A 24,526-nucleotide genomic window follows, 5' to 3' on the forward strand; every position below is an offset into this window, starting at 1 on the left:
CCACTCATCCTTTTACCTGAAATGTCGCTAACTTTGGGTCGGGCTCTTCGTAGATGAGCACCACGTCTTTAACTATGGCGTAGGGCGGCCCCTTTCTGCACCATTTGATCATGTCGTCCACTGCTTTAGGTTCGCCCTGAACCAGTATCTCTACCCTTCCGTCATCGAGGTTTCTTATGTAACCAGAAACCCCTAGCTCTTTAGCCTTAACCGCAGCATAATACCTGAAGGCCACTCCCTGCACTCTACCCGAGAGCCAAAGATGCGCGCACAGGGGCAAACAAGACCCTCCCTTCCTTTTACTCTCGCCAAATATCTTACCATAGTTGACGGAAACATCACGGAAGTATGTACAAAATGAATTTGATTGTTATAATAACGGGCACAACTTCGCGAACACGACGCTAAATGGAGGTTACGACATCAGATGGAAAAAGAAAAGGTCGCTGTTTTGGGTGCCGGGGTCATAGGAGGAGCGATAGCTTCAGCCATAAGCGATGACTTTGAAGTCATTGCGACCAGACGCAGGCTGGAAAGGTTGTCAGCCCTTGCGGAAAGGGGCATAAAGGTCACCACCAAGAACGAGGAAGCCGTCTCGCAAGCCGACGTGGTAATAGTTTCCGTTAAACCCTATCAGGTCGTGCCCTTGCTAAAAAGTTTATCGGAAAACCTCGCCGATAAGCTGGTAATATCCTTTGCAGCATCGATCAACATCGACCTGATTCAGAGGGTCATCCCTCGATCGCGCGTGGTAAGGGCGATGACCAACATAGCCGTACAGGTCAGAGAAGGATATACCGTGTACTCCTATGGGGAAAACGTATCTGACGAGGACAAAAGCGTCATATCCAAGATCTTCGCCGACATGGGAGAATACGAGGAGGTTGACGAACGATACCTGGACGTCTTAACTGCAATGGCAGGATCTAGCCCGGCTTACCTTTATACCGTGGTGGAAGCAATGATTTACGGCGCTCTCCATGTAGGACTGCCCCGAGATTTGGCGCTTAGGGCAGCCGCCTGGTCGGTGATAGGGGCATCGCACCTGCTTTTAAGCTCGGGGAAACACCCGGCCGAGCTCAAAGATATGGTTGTCACCCCCGGGGGTGTAACTATAGATGCTATATATGCCCTGGAGGACGGCAAGGTCAGGACGGCCTTCATGAAGGCCATAAGAGACGCCTCCCTTAAAGCCCAGCAGCTCGCAAGGGAGGCTTGTGACGAAGCCGAAAGGCAGCTCAAATCTGATAATTAATATTAAAACCTCACGGATATTTCGTCTTTAAGCTCATCTATAAATTGGTTGGCCGTGTCGGGCACCTTTGTATGGAGGCTCACCAGGATAAAGCTAAAGGCTGCCACCAAAAGCCCCCACACGGCTGGCCACTGACCCAAAAACTTTAGGTTAGTGACGGACATATAGCCAACCGTAAGCCCGCCGAGCAATATGCTCGCTATAGCGCCCTTCGCGGTTGCCCTCTTCCAGAAGAAAGCCCCCAAGACTGCTGGCAGCTGTACCAACAACCCTCCTGATGCCAGAGAAGACAGCACCACTATTAGATCCAGCCTTAACTGGGCAAACAAGAGACAGGCGATCATGATGACGATCATGATCATCTTCGAGGCCCTCAGTTCGCTCTCTTCCGAGATGCTTGGAAGAAGTGCTTTAAGCAGGTCTCGCCCAAACATGTTGCTCAATGTAAGCACAATGGAGTTCATCGTTGACACAGCGGCGGCTAATATGCTGACAAAGACTATGACCGATACTGAGACAGGGACCCGCTTCAGTAACATGGGCATGGCGTTGTCGGGAAGGCTTAATCCAGGTATTAGCAGGGCAGCCATCAACCCCAAAAGACAGCATATGACCGTATAGACAAACCCGAAATAGGAAAATCCCAATATCATCTTTCTGATGCTTGACCTGTCCTTGGGTATAAAGAGGCGCTGAACCACCTGAGGATTTGTAACGGCAAAAAACGTCCAAGGCAATGTAAGGCCTATAAAAAATGACGGCGACCAATTTATGCGAAGAAGCTCGCCTTTATTTGCGACCAGCATTTGGCGAAATCCGCCAGCATCGCTAAACTTAGAGGTCAAGTAACCTATCAGGGCAATGCTTGCAACGAGCATTATTATGGCTTGAAGTGCATCCGTACGGGCCACGGAGCGCAATCCCGCCCACCAACAAAATACGAATGTCACGATCGCTGCGATGATGGTCCCCGTAGTGTAGCTTAAAGCCCCATCGGATAACGTTTCGACCAGATATCCTGCCCCCATCAGCTGTACCGAGGCGTAGGGCACCAACATCACGAGGCAAAGCATAGTGTTAACCGCACCGACGGCCTTGTTTTCGTATCGAAAGCTCAGCAACTCCGAGGGACTGATGAGGTTGTACTTCTTACCCGCTATCCAGTATCTTGGAGCAAACAGGATCAGCAAAAAGACCGTTCCCACCAGGTACATCAGTTCGAAGCCTAAAGCAGCCACCCCGTAACGGTAGGTCAATCCAACAAGGCCAACCATCATGAAGGCGCTGTACGTCGTGGCGCTATACGTCATCGCCGAGATGAATCCATCGATCCGCCTGCTTCCCAAAAAGTACTCCGCCAGGTCAACCTTTCCGCTCATGCGCGACGTGTAGGAAATGTAGGAGCCTGCCACAAACCAGATGCCTATGCTGAACATCAAAATCGAGGCGCTCATGGTTAGATCCTTTCTTCCCTATTCCAGTCTCTCGTATAGATGGTGCCCGTCACCAGCACTAAAAGGGTGGTCAAAACCCAAAAAAGAAAGGAGCCCTTTTCGCGAAAAAAGCAATAAGGCACGACGACATAACAAAGGCCTAAAACAACCGCAAAGATCGCCAACAGCTTTTCCTTTTTGATCAAGATGATCACGTCCTTTTGTAAATTTTAACCAACAAAGAGAAAGCCCTGCCTTCTAAGGGCATCCTCGATCTTTTTCAACGTCTCTTCGCTGTCCGCCTCTATAGTGTGCAGATGAAAGCCCCTGGTGAGGGAGAGCAGGGGCTCTTGCCCCGAACTTTCAAGCATGCTAACAAAGCGCGTAACGTCTTCCTGCGAGCCGACACCGATGGTTCCTTTGATCTCCCCATAAATGGGATGATCTACCATGACGTCAAGCACACGCCCTCCGGCCTCAACTACCGCAAGCAGCTCATCGAATATTTCATCCTTGCCGTGACGTACTGCGATGATCTTGCGCAACCTTTTTACCCTTTCCAAAATATATCCCGCAGGCGTCGAAATGATTTCAAGGCCCTGGTTTCTTAGCAAAGCAACGTCTTGAACAATCGCCTGACGACTTACTCCAAACCTTTCTGCCAAATAGGAGCCGCTCACAGGCGCAGTCGCATTTTCCAGGATTTCTTTTATCGCATCTAACCTTTCTGCGCGAGTCATGTTGCCCTTACCCCCAGTTGTTTGTAGCTGATACTAGCAGCTTATAGCATATATGTCAATAAAATAAGCCCACGACGCTCCTCTGCTAACGTCGTGGGCAGCAGTTTATCTAAGGGATAACCTAGCGAGAGCTTTCCCCCTCGACCGCAAGATTCCTCCTTAGGCCTTGAGTTGCCTTTTTCCTGTCGTATCCCAGGGAATGGTTTATCTTCGCCTTTAGCCTACATTGTTCCCTAAAGGCGGCAATCTCTGCTTCGAGGTTGGTGTTTGCCGAATCTCCAAAGAAGGCATGCACCATGGGAACTATGAGGTCTGGGTCGCGCTTGGATTCTTCCTTCAGCATGGCATCCATCTTGGCCATGGCTACACCTTCCTGCATGCACGTAAATGGGCCGACATGAAATATTCCGCATACCCTTTGACCGTTACCGGGAAGCTCTCCTCGCATGAACTTCAGAAATATGCCTATCACCAGAGGAGATTCTCCCGTGATGTCGCTGTGATATCGTCGGCTCCTTTGAAGCTCTTCTATTATCACATTGGGCTTTGGCAAGACCTCGCGGTCCTTGGTCAGCCCTCCAAAGATCCGTCTGAATCGCCAGTCGGCGTATTCCATGTAGAACTGGGCAAATTTATAGGCCAGCTTGGGATCATCCCTTATGGTGAGGTAATTTATGTATTCAAGCCACTCGGTAATGCTTCCCCTCACGACTTCAAGCCCCTCTTCCTCGAGGCGCTTTATCACGTATTCCGTGTAGGGATCGTGCTGCCTGGTGTATATCTCTCCGATATAAAGGACGAGTGGCAGGCTTCGGCTTTCGGCCTCCGGCGCCTCTTTCATGAAAAGCCTTATGGTCTCCTTCGTCCAGTCTCTAAGGACCGAGTATGGCGCCCCCCGCTCGACCAGTAACCTTTCAAGGAGATCCATGCGCTGTGCACACATCTCGTCAAAGGCCTTTTTATCGCTGCTGTAGGGCCTGAACCTGCGGATCATGTCGTCTGCCATGTCCGCCATCTTGATGGCCCTGAACACGTTTAGCAAGGCGTTGACTTTGCTCAATGTTCCGCCGAACTGCTCTGGTGCTTCAATATCGATGTAGCTGGTATCCGTGGAGGGGCTCACTATTGGAACGCAGTCCAAACCTTCCTGTCGCAAAAATATCCTAAGCACCTCTCCATACTTCCCGAACCTGCAAGGGCCTGAGGTAGTGGGCAAAAATATCACAATGTTGTCCCTTATCCATTCCTTGCCGCGCTCCTTCGCAAGCTCCTCTATGGACGCCATGACATCTCCGACCACGCCCCTCAAGGGAAAACACGTCTCCGTCGTTATAAAGCGGCTCGCGGCGTCCTTTGAGGCCATGGTCGCCGTGGGCATGGCCATGGCACTGACGCCGTAGTGGCGCAACACCGCCGCGCCCAGTCTGCTTGCCTCACCCATATAGGGTATAAGCCATATTCGCGATCCCAAGCTTAGCTTTTCTTTTTCGCTATCGCGAGGAAAGAGGACGAAGTCGGAAAAGGTCAAGTTTGTCTTGGGCTTTGCCCTTTGTACGACCCGCTCGTGGGCCTCTGCACGCGTCACGAAGGGAGCATTGTTCGTCTGGGCATCGGTCACCAGGTGCAAAAAGGGCTTTTCCGCTCTTCTAAATATCTCGCTTTCGTGATAGAACTTCATGGAATCCGGTCCACAGGCGAAGTTCATCTGTCTTATGGGAAATAACCTGGGATGCATAGCCGTAAATATGGCAGCTTGGAGTATATGGGCATTTTGATACCAATATTCGTTGTAAGAAAGCTCATCTATCGGGACATCCTTGAAATGCTCTTCCAAGAAGCTTTGGGGGATGTAGCGCATGCCCCGCTGTTTAGAAAACATCGACCCAGAATTAGAGGAAGCCTGAGGATCGAGTATGACGTAATCCCTACCTAAACCTACATACCCAGCTTCTCCGGTTTTATCGAGCTCCTTTAAGAATTCGTCTCCGTAACGGTAAAGCTCCTCCTTGAAGGCCTTTAACCTTTCATTGGCATAGGCTATGGCTTTTAAGATGTCATCCAGGGAAATGTCATATCCCAGCCTGTGAAATTCATCAAACAATGCCTTGGCTGTCTTTTCGTCGTCTTTAAGGTAAAGGACGCTTAAAAACTCCCTTTCCGGCTCGATTCCCAATATGTCTTGAAGCAGATAGCCTTCAGCTTCCGTGTAGATGCAAAATTTCCTGTTGGGCTTAATGGGCCTGACCTCCTCGATGAAACAAGGATTGAAGAGGTGTTTGATCCTTTTGTCCTGGAAAAGTAGGGCGGCGTGCCCTATGACGAGCTTCATGGCTATGCAAAATTCCGTAGGAGCTATGTTTATGCCCACCTGAGCTATCTCATCGTTGGACTCAGGCGTTAACACAGGAAGAAAACCTAATTTTTTAAAGAGCGCTGACGACCAAACCCCCAGATCTCCAAGCGTGACTCCGCTTCTATGGATCCCGATCGTTGGAAGGGCGCTTTCAACCTCGTTTAATTTTTCATATAACACGCCATCGAAGTGCTTCTCAAGCAATCTATGATAGATCTCCACGTAATCCTTCCTGCTTTGGCCCGTTCCTTCGCTGTTTCCCCTTGGGCAAAATCCTCCCGTTATGACCTCTTCTCCACCGATGGAAAAGATCTTCAATTTGCAGTTGCGCATGCCGCAGGACAGCTTGCCGAAATGGTCGGCACACATCACGTCGCGCTTTTCAAAGACCATGTCCACCACTTCAAATCCCCTGAAGGCGGACTTGACTTCACGGCCTTCCCTTTGAAGCTGCAGGATCTGGTCGCGCAAAAACAGCCCTGCTCCCCAAGCGCCAAATAACTCTCTATGGGGATAGGCATAGATGTCCTTGCCCGTAACTTGGGCCATGGCGGCAAGAAAGGCCACGCCCAAAGAAGGCCCCCCCTGACAGGAGCATTTATTTTTGACGTGCTGCGGGCCTCCCACGAACTTGTTAAAGTAGCTAGCAGCCGTAGCCCTGACGATCGCCGCAGCGATCTGCTCCTTCGTAAAGCCCTCGGATATGAGCCTGTTTTCCTCCATCTCCATGAAGACGCCACATGTGGAGTCGATCAAAGGCACTACATCGGCCTTTAATGCCGCCTCCTGTAAGCTCGACTTGACGTCAAGGTCCAGGAGTTGGGCCATGTTCTCCAACGTCTGCCCCGCTCCCGCCTGGCAGGAGTAATTCATGCGGGCCTCCTGTATCTCGTCGGTCGCGACGCCGTCTTTCACCTTGAAGGTCGTAAACTTCATGTCCTGGCCGCCTATTTCAAAGATCGTGTCTATCTCGGGGTCATGAAACTTTATCCCCACGGCATGACATGTGATCTCGTCGACTGCACCGTCAAGCACGGCGTACCCTTCCGCCTCTAAGTTTTTCTTCTTGGTGTGGCTTACCAGTATGCGCTCGTAAAGTTTTCTCGCCGACCCGGTCGTACATACGCCCAAGACATCGTAGTTCTTGGCTTTTCTGGATAGATACCTGAAGATTTCCTTTAAGGCACCTTCCGGGTCCCCGTGAGTGCTTATATAGATCTTATCGAGCAGTTCACCTGAAGCGACGTCCACCACCGCTGCCTTCGTGGTGGTAGAACCGCCGTCCACGCCTATGGTCACCTTTCTTACCTCGTCTCCGTCAATGTCCTTTATCTTCCCATCGTAGACGTGAACCTTGTCTAATGAGGCATTAAGAGGAGGCGCACAAGGTCGCTTGCTTCTGACGAAGGAGGTGACCTCGTCTAGCTTTGAGAAGTCCATCACGAAAGAGTTGCCCTTCTCCATGGCCTCCAACGCTACGCCAATGGCCGCAACTGCCCTATGGTGGGGCGGACGTATAAGGGATATTCCAAGCAGTTCGCGGACCCGCTCAAGCAAATAGTCGCTCGAAAAAACGCCGCCCGTCGCCACTGATAGGACGTTTCTCTCGAGGTCCCTTGCGCCGACGACGTCATTATTATAGTTTCGCGCTACTGTGGCGTAGAGGCGAGACACTAAGTAGGCACGTTTCGCGCCTTCATTTTGTTCGTGTATCAGATCAGATTGGATTACGACTCCGCACCTCGCGTTAAAGCCCTGCGCTGTACCATGCTCGGCCAGGTCGCTTTCCGCCAACTGATACAGGTTTTGCATCAGCTCGTCCTTTTTGCGGGCCTCATTTAAGCCAAACAGTTGTTTGTCTTCTCTTAAGTACAAGCGCCGCAATTGCTTTTCTATCAATATGCCCGAGCCGCCACCGCATTTGCTGTTGGCCGACCATTCGAGCATATTTACCTCCTGTCCCAGGTGTCCTATTTTAAAAAAATAGGAATCCTTGGCTCCCATGTGAAAGATGTAGACCGCATCGGGACAGAGCAGCGAAACGCCCTTAGGGATCGTCACGCTTTCGTAGTCAAAAAGCAGCTTGGGGAATACCTCGCCAAAATACTGCGCCCCTATGCCCGTGAAGGCCGTAGATACGATCCTGCCCTCTGCAGCGTTCTCTGACAAGTCCTTCCATACCTCTGCAAGCCTCTCAAAGGGAGTTCCAAAATGCGGCAAACTGGGTGAAACATAAGCAATGCCGCCAGACTCGTCCAGGATTGCACTGTGAATCGCAGAGGAACCAATATCGATGCCTACAAAATAACGCTTCATATTTATCTCCTCTTTTTAACGCGATGATCTCGAGGTCATTTTCCTATCGCTTTCAAGCATATATTCTACCTCAAGAGGTTGCCGAATGGCATATAATTGAGACAGGAGGTCCATTCAAAGGGGGGATGAAAGTGTCCTACATCGATACATTGCTTAGACAGGCTACATTGGGGAAGCTCAATTTAAAAAATAGAATCGTAAGATCGGCCACAATGCTATCTGGTGCAGAGGAAAAGACCGGAAAGCCTACCGATAAGCTTATCGGAAGGTATAAGGAATTGGCTGTGGGCGGCGTGGGCCTCATAATCACGGGACATCTCTACGTAAGCCCGCAAGGCCAGGCCTCACCCCGCCAGGTCTCCATAATCTCCGACGAAAATGTCCCTGAGCTTGCCAAGCTAGTCGAAGCCGTGCATGAATTCGGCTGTCCCATAATTTTTCAGATATCCCATGCCGGTGCGGTCGCCATGAAAAAGGAAGGAGAGCTCGCACTGGGCCCGTCAGATCTTAAAGACCCAAACAAAGGCATACATTGCAGAGCTATGACCGTATCGGAGATCCATTCGACGATCGACGACTTCGCAAAGGCGGCAAAGCGCGCCAAGGCCGCTAATGCCGATGGCATTCAGGTGCATTTGGCTCATGGCTTTCTTTTAAATCAATTTCTGTCGCCCATCTTGAATAAACGCAAAGATGCCTACGGTGGAGACGACATCATAAAAAGAGCACGGATTGTATTTGAGTTGCTGGAAGAGCTGCGCTATCGCGTGGGTGAACTTCCCATCTGGGTAAAGATATCGGTGACGGAAGGCATAGAAGGCGGTTATGATAGCCTTGATGGCATCAGGTTGGCCGAGGAACTGGCCAAGATGAAGGCAGACGCCATAGAGGTATCGGGCGGCACGTTTTACGGAGATGATGCCTTAAAACCCTCCAGGACGGGCATAATTGCCGGCCAAAACGAGGGTTATTTTGCCGAAGAGGCAAGGGCCATAAAGGAAAAGATCAAAACGCACGCGAACGTGATATTGGTGGGAGGGTTGCGTTCCCTTCAAACAATGGGCAATTTCTACGAGAAAGGCGTAGCCGACGGCTTTGGGCTTTCTAGGCCTCTCATAGCCGAGCCCGACTTGGTCAACCGTTGGGCTAGCGGCGATAGGGAGTCATCGGAGTGCATATCCTGCAACGCCTGCTCCAGGTTGATAAAGACAGGATTGGTTTACTGTCCCGTCATGCGCGACGCCGCCGAAGGCACCTGGGCACCGCCGCCGGAGTGTTAGCTTTCAAGGAAACGAGCGGGTAACCGTGAACTTCCGTGTAAAAAGGACTTCAAAGAGGCATTTGATGGGGCTTGCCTTGCTTCTGGCGGTATCTTTGCTCTTACCCGCGGAGGGCAAGGCGGCCCCTTTGGACGAATTGAGACGGCCCAGCATAGACGAACTTTATTTTCTGATCATCAGGGATAACGACGCGCAGCTTTTGGCGCTAGAGGGGGGTCAGATTGACCTCCTGGGAGACATCGCCCGCTTTTCTGATATAAAAAGGCTAAGCGACGACGAGCGCGTGAAGCTCTACCTGGCGGAGGGCTATCATGCCTTTTTTCTCGGTCTGAACTTGAGGAGATCCCCATGGGATAGGGCAGAACTAAGACAGTCCCTATGGGAGGCAGTAAACAGAAGACAGATCGTTCGAGACGTCTTTGGAGGATATGCGTTGCCCCTCTTTTCCTTTTTGCCGCCGGCCTCGCCATACACGCTTGTCGCCTCAACCTCGGATTTTAATATGAAGGCAGCAAGGGAAAGGCTCAGGCAGAAGGGCTGGCGATGGAGCAAAAGGGGGGTGCTGATCTGCCCGGGAGAAGACAAGCCATTGCCGAAGATGAAGCTTTTGACTCCAACAGCCCAGGTGGCTCCCACAACCGCTGAAATAGCGGAAAGGATTTGTGAGTCCATGCGAAGCCTGGGCATACCGATCGAGACGGAACCCATGGACTTTTCCATGATGGTGGCTCGCTTGGATCGTCGAGATTTCGACGCTTACGTAATTGCCTGGGAGTTGTCCAGAGACCCTGACAGCTTATACGCCTTTTATCACTCGTCCATGGATGTACCGGGCGGTTACAACATAAGCGGGATAAGAAAGCCTGACCTCGACGAGGCGCTTGAATCGCTAAAATATGCGGCAAACGAAGCAGAAGCACGACTGGCCGCAGAAAAAGTCCAAACCTTGCTTTACGAATATATTCCGCAGGTGCCAATATATTCAAGATATCACATAGCAGCTCTGCAAAACGAATGGCAAGGCGCAATTGCATCGCTTTATATGACACCCGATAACGCCTATTCCCTTCTTTCATTGAGACACGAGAACAAGAAGGCATTTTATTGGTGCCTGGCCGAGGAACCCCGTAACCTGAACCCCCTTTCTGCCTCAAGTGCCTACGAATGGCAGGTGCTTTCCGTCATATACGAGTCGCTGCTTGCCGTGGATCCCTTCACGCTGGAAGACGTCCCCTGGCTTGCAGAGAGCTGGAGGCTCGATACCGTTTCCGAAGGGGGCAAAGAAAAAACTCGCATAACCTTCAAGATTAGGGAAGGCGTGAAATGGCAGGACGGCAGTCCCTTTGGAGCCTCAGACGTCAAGGCGACCATAGAATTCCTGAAGAAATCCGCCATCCCGAGGTATTTTGACTCAGTGAAGGACGTGGAAAGGGTGGAAGCAGCTGACAACACCCTCACGATTACCTTCAGTGGAAAAAGCTATTGGTACTTGCATCAGATAGGCGGACTTCCGATGCTTTCGGCTGGCGTCTTGTCGAGCCTGAAGGACTGGAGGAGATTGCCGGAAGAAGATATCATCGGAACAGGGCCTTTTTCCTTTTCGAAGTACAAGCCTGGAGAATACGTCAAGCTCGACAAAAACGAGCTATATTGGAGGAAGTAAATTCATTGAATACATTAAATAACTATTGGCTTCGTAGAGTGCTGTCAAGCCTTTTGGTCATAGCGGTGGTATTGTCGCTGAACTTCTTCCTCTTTAGATTGATGCCCGGTGACCCCACGGGCAGCTTGTTGGACCCTCGATTTTCACCCGAGGCAAAACAGGAGCTGTTGAAGTCTTACGGTCTGGACAAACCCTTGTCGCAGCAGTTTTTCATGTACGTAAAGCAGATGCTCACGTTCAGGTTTGGCATTTCCTTCATGTCGCAAAGGCCGGTATGGCAGGAGTTGGCTGAAAGGCTCCCCAATACCTTGCTTCTTCTTTTCCCGGCACTCCTTCTTTCTGCAGTCTTAGGGACCCTGCTTGGCGTGGCGGCCGCCAAAGGAAGGGGCAGGCTAACGGAAAAGGCGGTGTTGCTATCCGGGGCGATATCCTTTTCCTTTCCTTCGTTTTTCGTGCAGCTCGTGCTGCTTTTGCTCTTGGCGCACGCATTCCCGATCTTTCCCCTCCGCGGAAGCTTATCCGTGCCACCTCCTACCGGCTTTTGGAATCTAGTAGTAGACAGAGCCTGGCATATGGCGCTGCCCATAGCTTCCCTGGTACTTCTTGGATTCGGCTCCTGGGCGCTTTACGTGAGAAACCTCATGGTGAAGGTCTTGGGCGAGGACTTCATACTGCTTGCCAGGGCAAAGGGCCTAAGGGAAAACGAGGTCCTTTGGGGGCACGCCTTCAGGACTGCTCTTCCGCCCATCGTGACCATATTTTTTCTCTCCCTCCCAGGGGTCATATCGGGGGCAGTCATAACCGAGACCGTCTTTTCCCTGCACGGCATAGGAAAATTTTTGCTGGATTCCGTCTTGGGACATGACTACCCGGCAGCCGGCGCAGCCTTTTACCTGATGTCGCTTGTAACTGTCATATGCAACCTTCTTGCCGACGTCGTCTACACCTTCGTAGACCCCAGAATAAGCTTTAGGAGGCTTCGGTGATGTCATTTTGGCGCCTCGATACCCTGTTTCTGGCGTTTCTTAGTTTGTTGGCACTCCTAACGCCTTTGCTTGGACCTGTAAACGAAGCCGTGGCTCCACCCTTTTGCAAGCCCCTGTGGCTTGACCATGAGTCTGGTAAACCTTTGTCCTTAAATGCGAAGGACAACTCCTTATCGTTTACATGGGAAAGCAAGCCCCCTAAGACCTTTTCGGTAAAGGGCACGGTAACATTTGAAGGCGTACCTAAAAGTGCCGCTCTTTTGCTCGCAGGCCCAAGCAAGACATACAAGCTCGTGGATCTTGCGGGCTACAGGAATTTTGACGTCGATATCGATTCCCGAGACGTGCCCTTAAAGCTTTTCCTCGGCTTAAGCCCCTTTGTCGACGTCTCGAGCGTCATATTTTCCGAAAGAGGCGCTTACAGCTTATTCATCGCATCGGACGTAAAAGCCCACTTAGACCTAAACCTCAACATCTACACCGGAAAATGGGGCATCTTTGGGACAGATCAACGCGGCAGGGATGTATTTCGTTTAACTTTGGCGGGCATCAGGATATCCCTGTTGGTAGGCATATTCGCCACCCTCATCGCGTCGACCCTTGGAATGGGGCTGGGACTCTTCGCAGGCTACCTTGGGGGGCTGGCAGATTCGTCGATAATGAGAGGCGTAGATGTGCTTCTTGCCATACCGACTCTGCCGATACTCGTCGTAATATCCGGCGTATGGGGAAGGGGGCTTTGGCAGATAGTCTTCGTGCTGTCCATATTTTCCTGGATGGGAACTGCCAGGGTGGTGCGATCCCTGACGTTATCTCTAAGGGAAGCTCCTTACGTGGAAGGCCTGCGTGCCCTGGGGGCACCTACAGGTTACATTTTGGCACGACATTTCATACCCGAGGCGATGCCGTTACTGCTTGCCCAAATGGCTTTGGGGGTGCCTGGAGCCATACTGGCCGAGGCGGGGTTATCCTTCCTGGGATTGTCCGACCCGCTGATGTCCTCGTGGGGAAGGATGTTACACGAGGCACAGGTATTTGGGGCCTTCACCAGCGGAGCCTGGTGGCTCATCTTTCCGCCCGGGCTTGGCATAGCGAGCATATGCCTCGCCTTTATCAGCGTAGGAAGAAGGTTTGAGGAGATGGCGGACCCAAGGCTGAGGGAGATGGCCGAACGATGATGAGGATCAGCTCTTTAAGCGCAACTTACCCTAACGGGTTTAACGCCGTAAAAAAGGCGGACTTAAAGCTCTCTTCGGGAGAAATTCTTGCGCTGGTAGGCGAATCCGGAAGCGGCAAAAGCACCCTCATTTACGCTTCCTTAGGTTTATTGCCCAAAGGCTCAAGTGTGTCGGGCAAGGTGTTTTTCGATGACATCGAGTTTTTTGCCCTTCCCAAAGAAGGCCAAAGAAAGATAAGATGGAAAAAGGTCTCGCTGGTCCTTCAGGGCACGATGAGCTCCTTTACGCCCGTGCTTACGATCAAAAGGCAGTTCCTGGAGGCCATGGAAGAACACTTGAGCCTAACGCCCGGTGAAGCTACGGCCAAGGCCGTCGAACTCCTGGAGGAAGTCGGGCTGGAGGGCAACTTCCTTGCAAGATACCCTCACGAGATGTCGGGTGGCCAAAAACAACGGTGCGCCATAGCCATGGCCCTTTGCTGTGACCCTGATTACCTTTTGGCGGATGAACCGACCACGGCCTTGGACGTCATCACGCAGGCAGAGATAATGAACCTCCTAAAGGGGATCGCTAAAAGGCGCAACATGGGCATCCTCATGGTCACCCATGATCTGGCCTTGGCCAGCTCAACTGCAGACGAGATATGCGTGATGTACCAGGGCTGTACAATAGAGACGGAAAGAAGCGACATAATAATAAAAAGCCCTAAACAGCCCCATACTATAGCCCTTGTAAGGTCGTTGTCGATGATGGAGGAATGACGTTGACTGAAGAAGTTGCTTCCGTTGAGAGCTTGACGCTGACATTTGACAAAATCGATGCACCAGCCTTAGCTGACGTATCTTTTTGTCTAAACGAAGGAGAAAGCCTCGCCCTGGTAGGCGAATCCGGAAGCGGTAAGACCTCCCTGCTACGGCTGCTGCTTGGCCTTTTGAGGCCAACCAGGGGAAAGGTGCGCCTATTTGGCCAACCCCTTGATGATGTAGACGGAGAAGAGCTCCGTCGCATCAGACGCAAATGCAGCTACATCCCACAGGATCCCTTCGGTGGCCTTCCCCCTACGCTTAGCCCCCTTCAAGCCGTGGTAGAACCTTTGATCGTAACGAGGCCAAACCTGAAATATGAGGGCACGAATAAGGCAAAGGAGCTTTTGTCAGACCTTGGCATAGAGGAAGCCCTTTGGAACAGAAAGCTCGTTCAGGGATTTTCCGGCGGACAGCGTCAGAGGATAATGCTTGCAAGGGCCCTCATCACCGATCCAAAGCTTCTCCTTGCCGACGAACCCACATCGATGCAGGACGTATCGACCAGAATGGACCTGATAAACTTGCTAAAAGTTTACCTTAAAAATGGAATGTCCATGATTTTCGTGACGCATGACTTGCTGCTCGCCAAGGCCATGACACTAAGGGGGATCGTTCTTTACAGGGGTCGCATGTGCGAGACGGGACCTACCCATCTCCTCTTGCGGGACCCCTTGCATCCCTATACAAAGGCGCTCGTATCGGCCTTGCCTAAGCTTGGAAAGCCCATCGAGGTCAAGGTAAAAAGAAGGCCCCTGCCAGTCGGTTTTAAAGGATGTCCTTACCTTGCCCTATGTCCCTACGGCTTTGACAGGTGCAAGGACCTTCCTCCCATGAAACAATTGTCCGATGCAAGAAGCGTGGCCTGCTTCATGGGCGATACCTCCCAAGGAACATGACAAATCCCATAAACGTCATCAGCACCGACGCTAAGACGAAGAGTATCACGTAAGCCAGCGATATGTCGTAAAGCCACCCTATGAGCATGCTCCCGCAAAAAACGGCAATTCCGTAACCTGCATTGAATATGCCGTAAGCCGTGCCCCTGCGGGCAGGCGGGACGATGTCGGCAATGGCTGCCCGCATTATCGTCTCGTGTACGGCCATGGCCAACCCCCAAAGGCCAACGCCTATGCCGATGGATATGGGATCCCTTGAAAGGGCAAAAAGCGGGATGGGAAGCGTAAATATGGGAATGAAAATAAGGCTTCTTAAGCCCACGCTATCGTAGAGCTTGCCTATTACCAGGGCAAAAAGGCCGTCAATCCCCATGGCTATGGCATAGTATATGGGTATGCTGATGTCGGATACAATTGAATTGGCCTTCATGTGGTAGGCCATTATCTGAAAGGGCACCAATCCCACTGCGGCAAGGCAGATGAAGAGCATATATCGCCAGAAGACCGGTGGTAACTTTTCGTCGTCGCCCTGCAGTGTGGTCTTTTCCTCTGCTTCGAAGCTTTGAGGGGCCGGCGTGGTCTTCTTTGCGAAATTTAGGATCAGCAAAAGGACGGCGGCCGGAACGAAGAGGAAGGAAAAGCCACCTCTAAAACCAAGGCCAAGGTACAGGGCAAGCGACATTATCAAAGGGCCTGCTATTGCGCCTACTTGATCCATGGCCTCATGAATTCCAAACCCCCAACCTCTGCCTACGTTTTTGGTGGCGTAGGACAACAAGGCATCCCTTGCGGGGCTTCTTATGGCTTTCCCAAGCCTTTCGGCCAATATGAAAATGGCGGCTATCTGCCAGTTTGGAGCCAAGGCCAGTAAGGGGACGCTTAATATGAGCCCGTAGCCCAGAAACACCAAAGGCCAGTAAGCCTTGGTGCGATCGGCGAGGTGCCCTGAAAATATGCGCACCACATAGCCCAAAAGCTCTCCAAAACCTGCTACAAACCCAACGACCCCGGCACTTGCCCCAAGCGTAGCCATGAATGCGCCCGTGGAGCTTCTGGCGCCTTCGTAGGCCATGTCTCCGCACAAGCTGACCAAGCCCATCATCAGTATGAAGCGCATGGAAGCTTTCCCTATGCTGTCGGCCACTTTATTGTCACTCATATTATGCCCCCCTTGCGGTTTGTTATTGGCTGTATTATAGCCCGGAAAACTACAATAAAGACGATCCAAGGATATGGAGGATGCCATTTCTTGACAATCAAGTTAAATTTATTTTAAATAATATAGGACAAGCTGAAAATAAGGATTCGAGGGAGGGATTGAAATGGCAGTAAAAAACGCTATGACAGCAGAATTCCTGCGCTCAGCTTACGGTGGCGAGAGCATGGCCCATATGAGGTATCTGCATTGGAGCGAGATTGCACAAAAGGAAGGTTTTCCAAATATAGCCCGCCTTTTTAAGGCTATAGCCTATGCCGAACAGGTCCATGCCGGGAATCATTTCAATGTCCTGGATGGGGATATTGGCGATCATCCGGTAACTGCCGGCGGAGTGTTCGGAGTTAAAAAGACCTCAGAAAACCTGCTTGGGGGCATCATGGGAGAGGAGCACGAGGTGGAACAAATGTACCCTGCCTATTTGGAAGTGGCTAAGATGCAGGGGGAAAAGGAAGCCGTCAGATCCTTCACCTTTGCCTTAGAGGCAGAAAAGATACATGCCGAACTTTATAAAAAGGCCAAAGAAGCAGCAGATCAGGGCAAGGATTTCGAATTTAAGAAGGTTTACATCTGCCCCGTCTGCGGACATACCGTCTTGGACGAACTTCCCGATCAGTGTCCCGTATGTGGAGCCAAAAAGGACATCTACAAAGAATTTTAATCTTGGAAGATCGTAATAATGCAACGAAGGACGCTCGGTTGTAAAATCTAATCGAGCGTCCTTTTTTGTTACCTGAAATTCATCGTCTCAAAAGAAAAAGGTCAAAGGAGAAAATCGAAAAAAATGAGCATGAGCCAGAGAAATCGAGCCTTCATCGAGGCAACGTTGGCAACGATGTTTTGGGGGGCTTCCTTTGTGGCCATGAAGATTGCCGTAAGGGAGGCTACTCCGTCCACGATGGTGTGGATCCGATCTCTCATGGGCGTCGGGGTACTATTTATATCGCTCATGGTCGGTAAGCACCACAATCTTTCCAGGTCCTTTAAAGAGCTGGTCTACATGGCATTGCTCGGGCTTATGGGAGTGACATTTCATAACTGGATTCAAGCCGAAGGTTTAAAGACTGCACAGGCGGCGACATCCGCCTGGATAGTATCGACTACCCCCATAATCATCGCTCTGCTCGGATGGGCTTTCCTGAAGGAAGAAGTGACAAAGAAAAAGTTGATCGGCATACTCTCGGCCGCTTTAGGGGTGTTAATGGTCTTGGGGAAGGGAAGTTCGCTCCTTCCCCAGGGCATAACCAAAGGTGATCTGCTGATCTCCTTAAGCGCGGTCAATTGGGCCGCCTTTACCGTGATATCAAGAAAGTTCCTAGGGGACAAAGATCAGACGGTTTCGCTTTTTTACGTCATGCTCTTCGGTTGGGCCTTTTCTAATGCCTTCGTATTGCCCTCAGGGTTGTATTTCGCAATGTCTTGGCAGGCCTGGATAAGCCTGGCTTTTTTGGGCATATTCTGTTCAGGCATAGCCTACATATTTTGGTACGACGCCTTGCATGCCCTTCCTGCATCCCAGGTGGGCGTCTTCATGTATCTTAACCCCCTAACGGCAACGGCTACGGCCATTGCCTTTCTGGGAGAGACTTTATCGCCTAGGGACATAGTCGGCGCATCCTTGGTCGCCCTGGGGCTTTGGCTGGTAAACAAGAAGAGCATCATATGACTCACCCTCGTAAGTATATTTTTGATTAAGCGATCAAAAAATTAAGCCCATTTTCATCAATGATCGCCATTTAATTTACTGTCTGTCAGAAGGTATTTCCCCTGCCATCACAAGTGCTTGCTTTGCTATGACGGGGCCTATTAATTCATAAATAACTGTGGAGCCAAGAACTATATTCCTGAGCACTGTTCCTGTGCCCGGAAGGACCTTTTCGGCTACCAGCGAAAGCCCTATCGCCACTCCAGCCTGAGGGGCAAGTGCCAAGCCCAGATATTTTTGAACAACGGCAGGAGCATTCGTCCACTTGGCTCCCAAATAAGCTCCTAAAACTTTTCCTATCATTCGGAAAATCACATATCCTATTGCGAGCAACCCAACCTCGCGCAGAACCGAAATCTGCAAATCCGCTCCTGAAATAGCAAAAAACTCACGAATATTGGCGGCGTGAACCGATCGACAACGGATAATACCCGATCGCTACGATACACTAAATTAGTTACCGTAGCACCAAGAGCCAGGCAGGAAAGAAGGGATGACACGTTAAAGTAGTACGCCACTCCAATTGTTAAGAGGATGCAAGCAATAACAAAAGACAGAAGTGTGTCATGGCCTCTCAGGTATCTTGAGACCACCGAGAGAAATAAGCCTACGCAAAATCCCAATCCAAGGGCTATGACAATTTCGAGCACGAGCCTTCCGGCTAGCACAACCGTAGCTATGACTCCCGTGCTGGCCGTGGGTAAGGAGTGAGAAATGCCAACAGCTATGCCAAAGACCATGATAGCAACGGCATCATCGAGCGCAACCACGGGGAAAAGGGTATCCACAAGAGGACCCTTGGCATTATATTGTCTAATTACCATAATTGTTGCGGCGGGAGCCGTTGCAGCTGCAATTGAGCCAATTATAAAGCTAAATGTTAGCGGCTGCCTGAAGATCAAAGCCATCGCAGCTATAACGACCAAAACGGCACCCAGTGACTCTGTAAGCGTGATCACAAGCACCGAAGAGCCCATTCTTCGCAAATGTTTAATGTTTAGCTCTCCACCTATGCTATAGGCGATAAATCCAAGAGCCACCTCTGAAATTATATTAAACGAAGAAACAGCTTCCCGCAGGATGATGCCTAAAAATGAGGGCCCAATGAGCATGCCTGCTAAAATATATCCTGTCACGTTGGGCAATTTAAAAATATTTACAACCCTTGCGAGAAAAAGCCCGGCTAGAAGAATTAAAGAAAGATAATATAAGGGATGCACCGTTTTATCTACTCCTTAATTATATTATTTAAGCTTAAAAAATTAGGTTAACTACTACTTAAAGAACCACCTTCTACATATTCCACCGGCAAAACGAAGAGAATACCCACATTTGGTTTATTCATATCGCCTAAAGCCCTTTTAACAGCTTGTATCGCTGGTTTGACGAGCTCATCATTAAGGACAACAAAAATGGTTTTATTAAACGGATATTTATCGTCGATAAGCATCTTAAGCGAACCAAAGAGGGGAATATTGTCCACATTTTTATCATACAAAATGCGAGCCATCCCTTGTGTATCTATAGCGGTGGCCCCTCCTACGCCTATCTCAACGAACTCCTTAAAGATCTCTCCTACTTTCTCTCTTTCATTAGTGACTATTACCAGCAACTTCATGGGCATTCTTCCTTCGCTATTTTTATTTTAAAGACAAATATTGTCACAAACTTCATGAAAAAGCTTTAGGGCCGCATCGACCATACCCGATATTCTTCTTTTGACCTCATCCGTCGCAGGTAGTATCGGCAGCCTTGGCAATCCTCCATGAAATCCCACCATTTCCATGGCTGCCTTCATTCCGCCTATGCCGTAAAGCGTTGTGACGGCAGCGTTGAGTTCAAGCAGACCAAGCTGCAGCTTTCTTGCCTTCTCCATTTGGCCACATTTGTAAAGCTTATAAATGGCAACGCAATAGTCCGGAATGACGTTTGCCACAGCCAAGGTGCCGCCCACTCCCCCAAGCGCCAACGTGGGCAAAAGGAAGCTCCCCGAACCGGCAAAGACGGCAAAGTCGCTAGGGCATTTTGCTATGATCTCTGCGATTTGGGAGATGTTTCCGGAGCTGTCCTTGATGCCGACGATGTTTGGGTGTTCCGCCAGGCTGGCCACAAGGTCTGGGCCCATGTTTATCCCCGTATTTCTGGGCATGTTGTAAAGCAAGAGCGGCACAGGAGATTCGTCCGCCACTGACCTGAAATAAAGCTCTAATGCCTTATTGGTTATGTCGCTTTTATAATAACTGGGCGTTACGACCAATACGCCGTCGACCCCAATGCCGGCACACTCCTTTGTAAGCTCTATCGTCTCACGTAAGGATTCGCATCCCGTGCCGGCTATAAGTAACTTATCTTTTGAGATATTTTCCCTTGCGGCCTCTAGCAGCCTTACCTTTTCCCCATGGGTAAGCAGTGCAAATTCGCCGTTACTTCCAAGGACCACTAACCCTGACAGCCCGGTTTCGTTGAACTTCTTTACGTTTTCGCCAAACCGCACTATGTCCAGATCGCCTGAGGCGTCAAAGATGGTAGCTATGGGCGCAAATATGCCTTCTATTTTATTCAATGATCGTCACCTTCGATCTTCAAAATTACCGCCCGCAATGTAAGCCTTTGTCCAGGGGCAGGCCGCTATGCACATGCCGCATATCATGGCTCCAATTTCGGGGCGATTTGCGTTCTTTGCGGTCTCACCGTAACATAGCTCGACTTTGAAAAAATCCTCCCTTTTGAGCCTAACATCCCATTCCTTGCCCGTCGGGGCATTGACCGGGCAGGCCTTAACACATGAGGCGCAGCTTCCGCACTTGGAGCTTTCGATGGGCACTCCTACGGGAAGTTCCATATCGGTCAAGACCGACGCAAGACGTACGGCCGAACCGAAGGGTTTTGTGACCAAAAGAGCGCATTTGCCTATCCAACCAAGCCCTGCCCTGGTGGCAGTGGTCTTATGTGGCAGGGGGGTAAAAAGCTTATTCGGGTCAACCTTGATGGTGGAGGGTATACGTTTCGCTTTATATCCCTTAGAGGCGATCATCCCTTCGGCCATCTCCCCTAATTTGTTAAGCATATCGTTCGCCCTATGGTAAAGAGCTGCATATTCGCTCGTCGGCCCTGAGACAATCTGCGAGATGACCTTTGGGTCCAATGCATAGGCTATCGATATGCCGAAGGGCATGTCCGCTTCAGGTGAGATCCCCGCCAAATCGGCAAACCCCACAAGGGAGGCCCCCTCACGAATCAACCTTTTCCTCAATTCCTCTGAAAAAGTCACGCTATCACATCTCCTTTTTGATGCTCTTTGTAGCTCTCGAGAGCTTCTCCTTAATTCTCTCCCCAGTAACGCTAAAAAAGGCGCGCTCGGCTATATTGGTGGCATGATCCCCGGCCCTTTCCAAGTACCTTGATACCGAGAGCAAATCCGTTGCCTTTTTGACAGAATAGGGATCGTCCAACCTAGTGGAGGCCATTATTTGAACCATCTCGGCAAATATGGACCTGTTTAAGGCATCCACCTCATCATCGCGCTCATAAACCTCTATCAATCTGTCGACGTCCTTTGCCTCAAAGGCCTTAACGGCTCCCCCAACCATTTCCTTTACTATCTCAGACATCCTTGGTATGTCAATTAAAGGTTTAAGCAGTCCTTCCCTATTGAGCTCCAAGGCCCTTTCGGCAATGTTCACTGCCTGATCTCCAATGCGCTCCAGCTCGGTAATTATCTTTATTATGGTGAATACAAACCGCAAGTCTTCCCTAACGGGCTGTCGCATGGCCAGCAAACGCAAACATTCCTGCTCCACCTCCACCTCTATCAGATCTACCACATCGTCGTTTTCAATTACCTCAAGGGCAAGGTCATCGCTCTTTTGGATCATGGCTTGCATGGCACCGTCCAAAGCCCGTTCAACGGAATCGACCATGGCATACAGCCTTTCGAAAAGCCACTTTCTGTCGCGCTCAAAGAGGCCGCCTACCTTCTCGCCCCTTTCGCTTTCCTTTCTAAAGATCAATCTTGATCTCCCCCTTCGAGGGCAACAAAACCCTCTGCATTATGCCGCCTTGCTGAACGTGCAAATTCCAATGACTCCTTCGAAAAGGCATCGAGTAAGGTCAATAAGTTGAGAATATCCGTTCCATTTTTGATGGCATAGTGGGACAACATCAATTTGTTCCTTATCTTCCCAAGCATATCCGAAAGTTGACCATACAACTTGAAAGCCCTGTTAGCGAAATATGTATCGTCCAACGCATAGGCACCTAAACTGCTCTTTAGGATATTTAAAAAAAGGCTTACTACGATATCCCATTCGTCAAGGGCTGGAAAATGATCGCGATTCGCACCATCTTCCATCAAAGGGAAAAGCCTCTCAACAGCAAGCGTGACCATATTGTTAAGGGCGTTCAAGGAATAGGATGTAGTAATCAGTTCTCTGGCAAGAAAAGGATCTTCGTTTGATCTCAATGTTATGGCCGAGCGATAAAAAACGCAGGCATTTACTAAGTCGGGCAAGCTCGTACGCAGCAAGTGTAGACGGTCACTTTTGACCTCGCCGTAAAAAAGGCCGTACAGAAACTCCTCCAGAAAATTGGACGTTCGCACTATTTCCTTGGAAAGAAGCGAAACGGCAATAGGCGTCATGTCCACAAAGGACCAGTCCAAGTACAGAGGTTCTATGGACTCCCTTCCGCTCAGGCTGGCAAGCCTTTCCCCCATCCTCGACAATTCAAGGGAAAAGGGCAGAAAGACTATCATGTTCACCGAAACGAGCAGGATCTGCAATATTGCTATGTGATCATCTATGGTTACAGGTAAATTCCTGCACAGCCTCAGATAAAGGAGGCCCAATGGGATCATTGGAATTATGCCTAAGGCCCTGTATAAAAAGGCGCTCCATGCCAAACCCTGTGATCTTCTTTTTTTCCCCAAAGCCGCAAGGAGTGCGGAAGTGGAAGACCCGACATAAGCTCCCAGTATAAGCGGCAAAATCGAATTGAACGGCAGTAATCCTGAGCTTGCCATGCCTATGGCGATGGCCAGTGTAGCTGTGCTGCTTTGAACTATTGACGTTATGACGTAAGCCGTGATGGCCATGAGCACAGAAGATCCCGTCAGGATATATAGGAGGTTTTTTACAAAATCTGAATTGACCAACGGATAAGATCCAAATTTAATCAGGGCCATACCGAAAAACACCATGGCAATACCTTCGCATATCTTCAGGTATTCCCTCAAATGCCCTCTTGCAAAGCGTCCCCAAAACACTATGACGGCAAAGACGAGAGGGCTAAAAAGAATGACATCCAAGCTCAGGAAGTAAACGACCAAACCGGTGCCTACGCTTGCACCCATTATGACCAAAAGGGCGCGTTCCGAGGCAAGCAATCCAACTTCGACCAGCCCGACGACAAAGGAAGATGCCGCGGCGCTGCTTTGCATCATGATGGAAAGAAACAAGCCAAAGAGCAAAGAGGTGCTCTTCTTGGCTCCAAGGCCGAACAAAAAGGCCTTGCCGCCCTTGCCAAGGTATCTTTTTATGTTATCCGGACATGTACCTAGGGCGTATAAAAACAAACCTACTCCTCCCAAGAGGAGCAGTAGGCCGTAAAAGGGAACCACAAGCATCACCAACCCCAACGTGGATTATAGGTTACAATTCCTTCCACGATTTAAAGCCCTTTCCAACCACTTCGGACGCCTCGGTAACCACCATGAACGCACTCTTGTCGGCGATGGCAAGAAACCTTTTCAATTCCATGGTTTGCCTGGGAGTCAAAAGGCACATTATGACCTTTTGGCTTTTGCCGGTAAATCCACCCTCTCCGTGAAGGAAGGTCACGCCCCGTCCAAGCTCTTTTATGACGAAATCCCTCACCTCTTCGTATTTTTGAGATATGACGAAGACCTGCCTTCTCCTATCAAAGGAGCGCAAAACTCCATCTATTGCTATGCCGCTTATGTAAATGGCAACTAGGCCGTAGATAGCCCTCTCCAGTCCAATTATCGGAACAGATATCAAAAGGACTGCCAGATTAATGTAAAAGCTGTACTTCCCAACTTCTATTCCGTACCTGTTGCGCAAGGCCACTACCACTATGTCCGTTCCACCAAGCGATGCGCCAGATCTGAAGACCAGGCCTCCTCCTATGCCCTTTATAACCCCTGCAAATACGGCTATCATAAACAGGTCGTTCAAAGATGGTGCAGGGATGAACTCCAAGACCTTAAGGAGCAAAGAAAATAAACTGACCCCGTAGATCGTCAGCACCACAAACCGAGGAGACAGCTCCTTCCAGCCCCAAATTAGCAAAGCTGCGTTTCCTATCGCATACAACCAAGAGGGAGAGATGTGAAAGACGTACGACGAAAGTACGGCCAAACCAGTGAGTCCGGCATCCGGGAATTTGTATGGCATTATCAGCGTCAAGGTGGCTATTGCTGAGATGGTCGTGCCAAACGTTATCGTGATAAAGCTATCTTTTTCTTGTTTTAAGACAACGAATAAACGCAACAACATCCTATGGAGCTTGCTCGGGTTCATCTTGAATCATCACCTATCTTTTTGACTCATTTGTAATACTTGCTTTATGATATAGTACATCGATTTCAAGCTAAATATAAATCACATAATTGTCCAATCTCAGGGGAAACGCAACATATGATATTATAAGGTTGGTTAAAATTGGCGTCCAATAAGGGTT

At 50.0% G+C, this 24,526-nt stretch carries 23 protein-coding genes; 9 read left to right on the forward strand and 14 right to left on the reverse strand.

What is annotated here, in order from left to right; translation table 11 throughout:
• Positions 1–4: 4 nt before the first annotated feature.
• The gene (locus BUQ78_RS05225) at positions 5–280 is read right to left on the reverse strand and encodes an acylphosphatase (RefSeq protein WP_074199505.1); all 276 of its coding nucleotides are present in this window, start codon (positions 278–280) and stop codon (positions 5–7) included.
• Between the two features lie 147 nt (positions 281–427).
• On the opposite strand from BUQ78_RS05225, the gene proC reads away from it, so the two are divergent.
• Complete coding sequence (proC, locus tag BUQ78_RS05230; RefSeq protein ID WP_074199506.1) at positions 428–1,255, forward strand: pyrroline-5-carboxylate reductase; 828 nt, start codon at positions 428–430, stop codon at positions 1,253–1,255.
• A 2-nt stretch (positions 1,256–1,257) separates the two neighbouring features.
• On the opposite strand, the gene BUQ78_RS05235 is transcribed toward proC, so the two are convergent.
• The 4 genes from BUQ78_RS05235 to BUQ78_RS05250 form a co-directional block, all read right to left on the reverse strand.
• Complete coding sequence (locus BUQ78_RS05235; protein WP_074199507.1) at positions 1,258–2,709, reverse strand: sodium:solute symporter family protein; 1,452 nt, start codon at positions 2,707–2,709, stop codon at positions 1,258–1,260.
• 2 nt (positions 2,710–2,711) lie between these two features.
• Positions 2,712–2,894, reverse strand: coding sequence for a hypothetical protein (locus tag BUQ78_RS05240; protein WP_074199508.1), 183 nt, complete (start codon positions 2,892–2,894; stop codon positions 2,712–2,714).
• 24 nt (positions 2,895–2,918) lie between these two features.
• Entirely contained in the window at positions 2,919–3,428 is a 510-nt protein-coding gene (locus tag BUQ78_RS05245; RefSeq protein ID WP_074199509.1) for a transcription repressor NadR, read from the reverse strand.
• Positions 3,429–3,549: 121 nt separating this feature from the next.
• Positions 3,550–8,097, reverse strand: a complete 4,548-nt coding sequence (locus BUQ78_RS05250) for an acyl-CoA dehydratase activase-related protein (RefSeq protein WP_074199510.1) — start codon at positions 8,095–8,097, stop codon at positions 3,550–3,552.
• Positions 8,098–8,222: 125 nt separating this feature from the next.
• On the opposite strand from BUQ78_RS05250, the gene BUQ78_RS05255 reads away from it, so the two are divergent.
• From BUQ78_RS05255 to BUQ78_RS05280, 6 genes are all read left to right on the forward strand, one after another.
• A complete protein-coding gene (locus BUQ78_RS05255; RefSeq protein ID WP_074199511.1) occupies positions 8,223–9,377 on the forward strand; it encodes an oxidoreductase in 1,155 nt (384 codons plus the stop codon).
• Between the two features lie 64 nt (positions 9,378–9,441).
• Complete coding sequence (locus BUQ78_RS05260) at positions 9,442–11,040, forward strand: ABC transporter substrate-binding protein (RefSeq protein WP_074199512.1); 1,599 nt, start codon at positions 9,442–9,444, stop codon at positions 11,038–11,040.
• A gap of 5 nt (positions 11,041–11,045) precedes the next feature.
• Positions 11,046–12,026, forward strand: a complete 981-nt coding sequence (locus tag BUQ78_RS05265; protein WP_014805968.1) for an ABC transporter permease — start codon at positions 11,046–11,048, stop codon at positions 12,024–12,026.
• A complete protein-coding gene (locus tag BUQ78_RS05270; RefSeq protein WP_074199513.1) occupies positions 12,026–13,204 on the forward strand; it encodes an ABC transporter permease in 1,179 nt (392 codons plus the stop codon). Before BUQ78_RS05265 ends, BUQ78_RS05270 begins: the two co-directional genes overlap by 1 nt.
• Positions 13,201–13,965 (forward strand): ABC transporter ATP-binding protein, encoded by a 765-nt coding sequence (locus BUQ78_RS05275; RefSeq protein ID WP_074199514.1) that lies wholly within the window; start codon positions 13,201–13,203, stop codon positions 13,963–13,965. Before BUQ78_RS05270 ends, BUQ78_RS05275 begins: the two co-directional genes overlap by 4 nt.
• Positions 13,962–14,906, forward strand: a complete 945-nt coding sequence (locus tag BUQ78_RS05280) for an oligopeptide/dipeptide ABC transporter ATP-binding protein (protein WP_404792005.1) — start codon at positions 13,962–13,964, stop codon at positions 14,904–14,906. Before BUQ78_RS05275 ends, BUQ78_RS05280 begins: the two co-directional genes overlap by 4 nt.
• On the opposite strand, the gene BUQ78_RS05285 is transcribed toward BUQ78_RS05280, so the two are convergent.
• Positions 14,878–16,065, reverse strand: a complete 1,188-nt coding sequence (locus BUQ78_RS05285; protein ID WP_074199515.1) for an MFS transporter — start codon at positions 16,063–16,065, stop codon at positions 14,878–14,880. The genes BUQ78_RS05280 and BUQ78_RS05285 overlap by 29 nt on opposite strands.
• A 163-nt stretch (positions 16,066–16,228) precedes the next feature.
• On the opposite strand from BUQ78_RS05285, the gene BUQ78_RS05290 reads away from it, so the two are divergent.
• Positions 16,229–16,783, forward strand: a complete 555-nt coding sequence (locus tag BUQ78_RS05290) for a rubrerythrin family protein (protein WP_014805963.1) — start codon at positions 16,229–16,231, stop codon at positions 16,781–16,783.
• Between the two features lie 123 nt (positions 16,784–16,906).
• Complete coding sequence (locus tag BUQ78_RS05295; protein ID WP_074199516.1) at positions 16,907–17,788, forward strand: DMT family transporter; 882 nt, start codon at positions 16,907–16,909, stop codon at positions 17,786–17,788.
• Positions 17,789–17,863: 75 nt separating this feature from the next.
• On the opposite strand, the gene BUQ78_RS09950 is transcribed toward BUQ78_RS05295, so the two are convergent.
• The 8 genes from BUQ78_RS09950 to BUQ78_RS05330 all read right to left on the reverse strand — a co-directional run bounded on the left by BUQ78_RS09950 (position 17,864) and on the right by BUQ78_RS05330 (position 24,366).
• Positions 17,864–18,130 carry a cation:proton antiporter gene (locus BUQ78_RS09950; RefSeq protein WP_143228333.1) on the reverse strand — a complete coding sequence of 89 codons (267 nt, stop codon included), beginning with the start codon at positions 18,128–18,130 and terminating at the stop codon, positions 17,864–17,866.
• A 17-nt stretch (positions 18,131–18,147) separates the two neighbouring features.
• The gene (locus BUQ78_RS05300; protein WP_084532233.1) at positions 18,148–19,047 is read right to left on the reverse strand and encodes a cation:proton antiporter; all 900 of its coding nucleotides are present in this window, start codon (positions 19,045–19,047) and stop codon (positions 18,148–18,150) included.
• A gap of 47 nt (positions 19,048–19,094) precedes the next feature.
• Positions 19,095–19,445 (reverse strand): P-II family nitrogen regulator, encoded by a 351-nt coding sequence (locus tag BUQ78_RS05305; protein WP_074199517.1) that lies wholly within the window; start codon positions 19,443–19,445, stop codon positions 19,095–19,097.
• 27 nt (positions 19,446–19,472) lie between these two features.
• Positions 19,473–20,390, reverse strand: coding sequence for a dihydrodipicolinate synthase family protein (locus tag BUQ78_RS05310; protein ID WP_074199518.1), 918 nt, complete (start codon positions 20,388–20,390; stop codon positions 19,473–19,475).
• Between the two features lie 6 nt (positions 20,391–20,396).
• Positions 20,397–21,098, reverse strand: coding sequence for a 4Fe-4S double cluster binding domain-containing protein (locus tag BUQ78_RS05315; protein ID WP_014805960.1), 702 nt, complete (start codon positions 21,096–21,098; stop codon positions 20,397–20,399).
• A 4-nt stretch (positions 21,099–21,102) separates the two neighbouring features.
• Positions 21,103–21,837, reverse strand: coding sequence for a phosphate signaling complex protein PhoU (gene phoU, locus BUQ78_RS05320; RefSeq protein WP_014805959.1), 735 nt, complete (start codon positions 21,835–21,837; stop codon positions 21,103–21,105).
• Entirely contained in the window at positions 21,834–23,399 is a 1,566-nt protein-coding gene (locus BUQ78_RS05325) for a Na/Pi symporter (protein WP_318259524.1), read from the reverse strand. Before BUQ78_RS05325 ends, phoU begins: the two co-directional genes overlap by 4 nt.
• Before the next feature lie 76 nt (positions 23,400–23,475).
• Entirely contained in the window at positions 23,476–24,366 is an 891-nt protein-coding gene (locus BUQ78_RS05330) for a YitT family protein (protein WP_014805957.1), read from the reverse strand.
• Positions 24,367–24,526 lie beyond the last annotated feature (160 nt).

The organism is Acetomicrobium flavidum (assembly GCF_900129645.1).
GTDB lineage: Bacteria > Synergistota > Synergistia > Synergistales > Acetomicrobiaceae > Acetomicrobium > Acetomicrobium flavidum.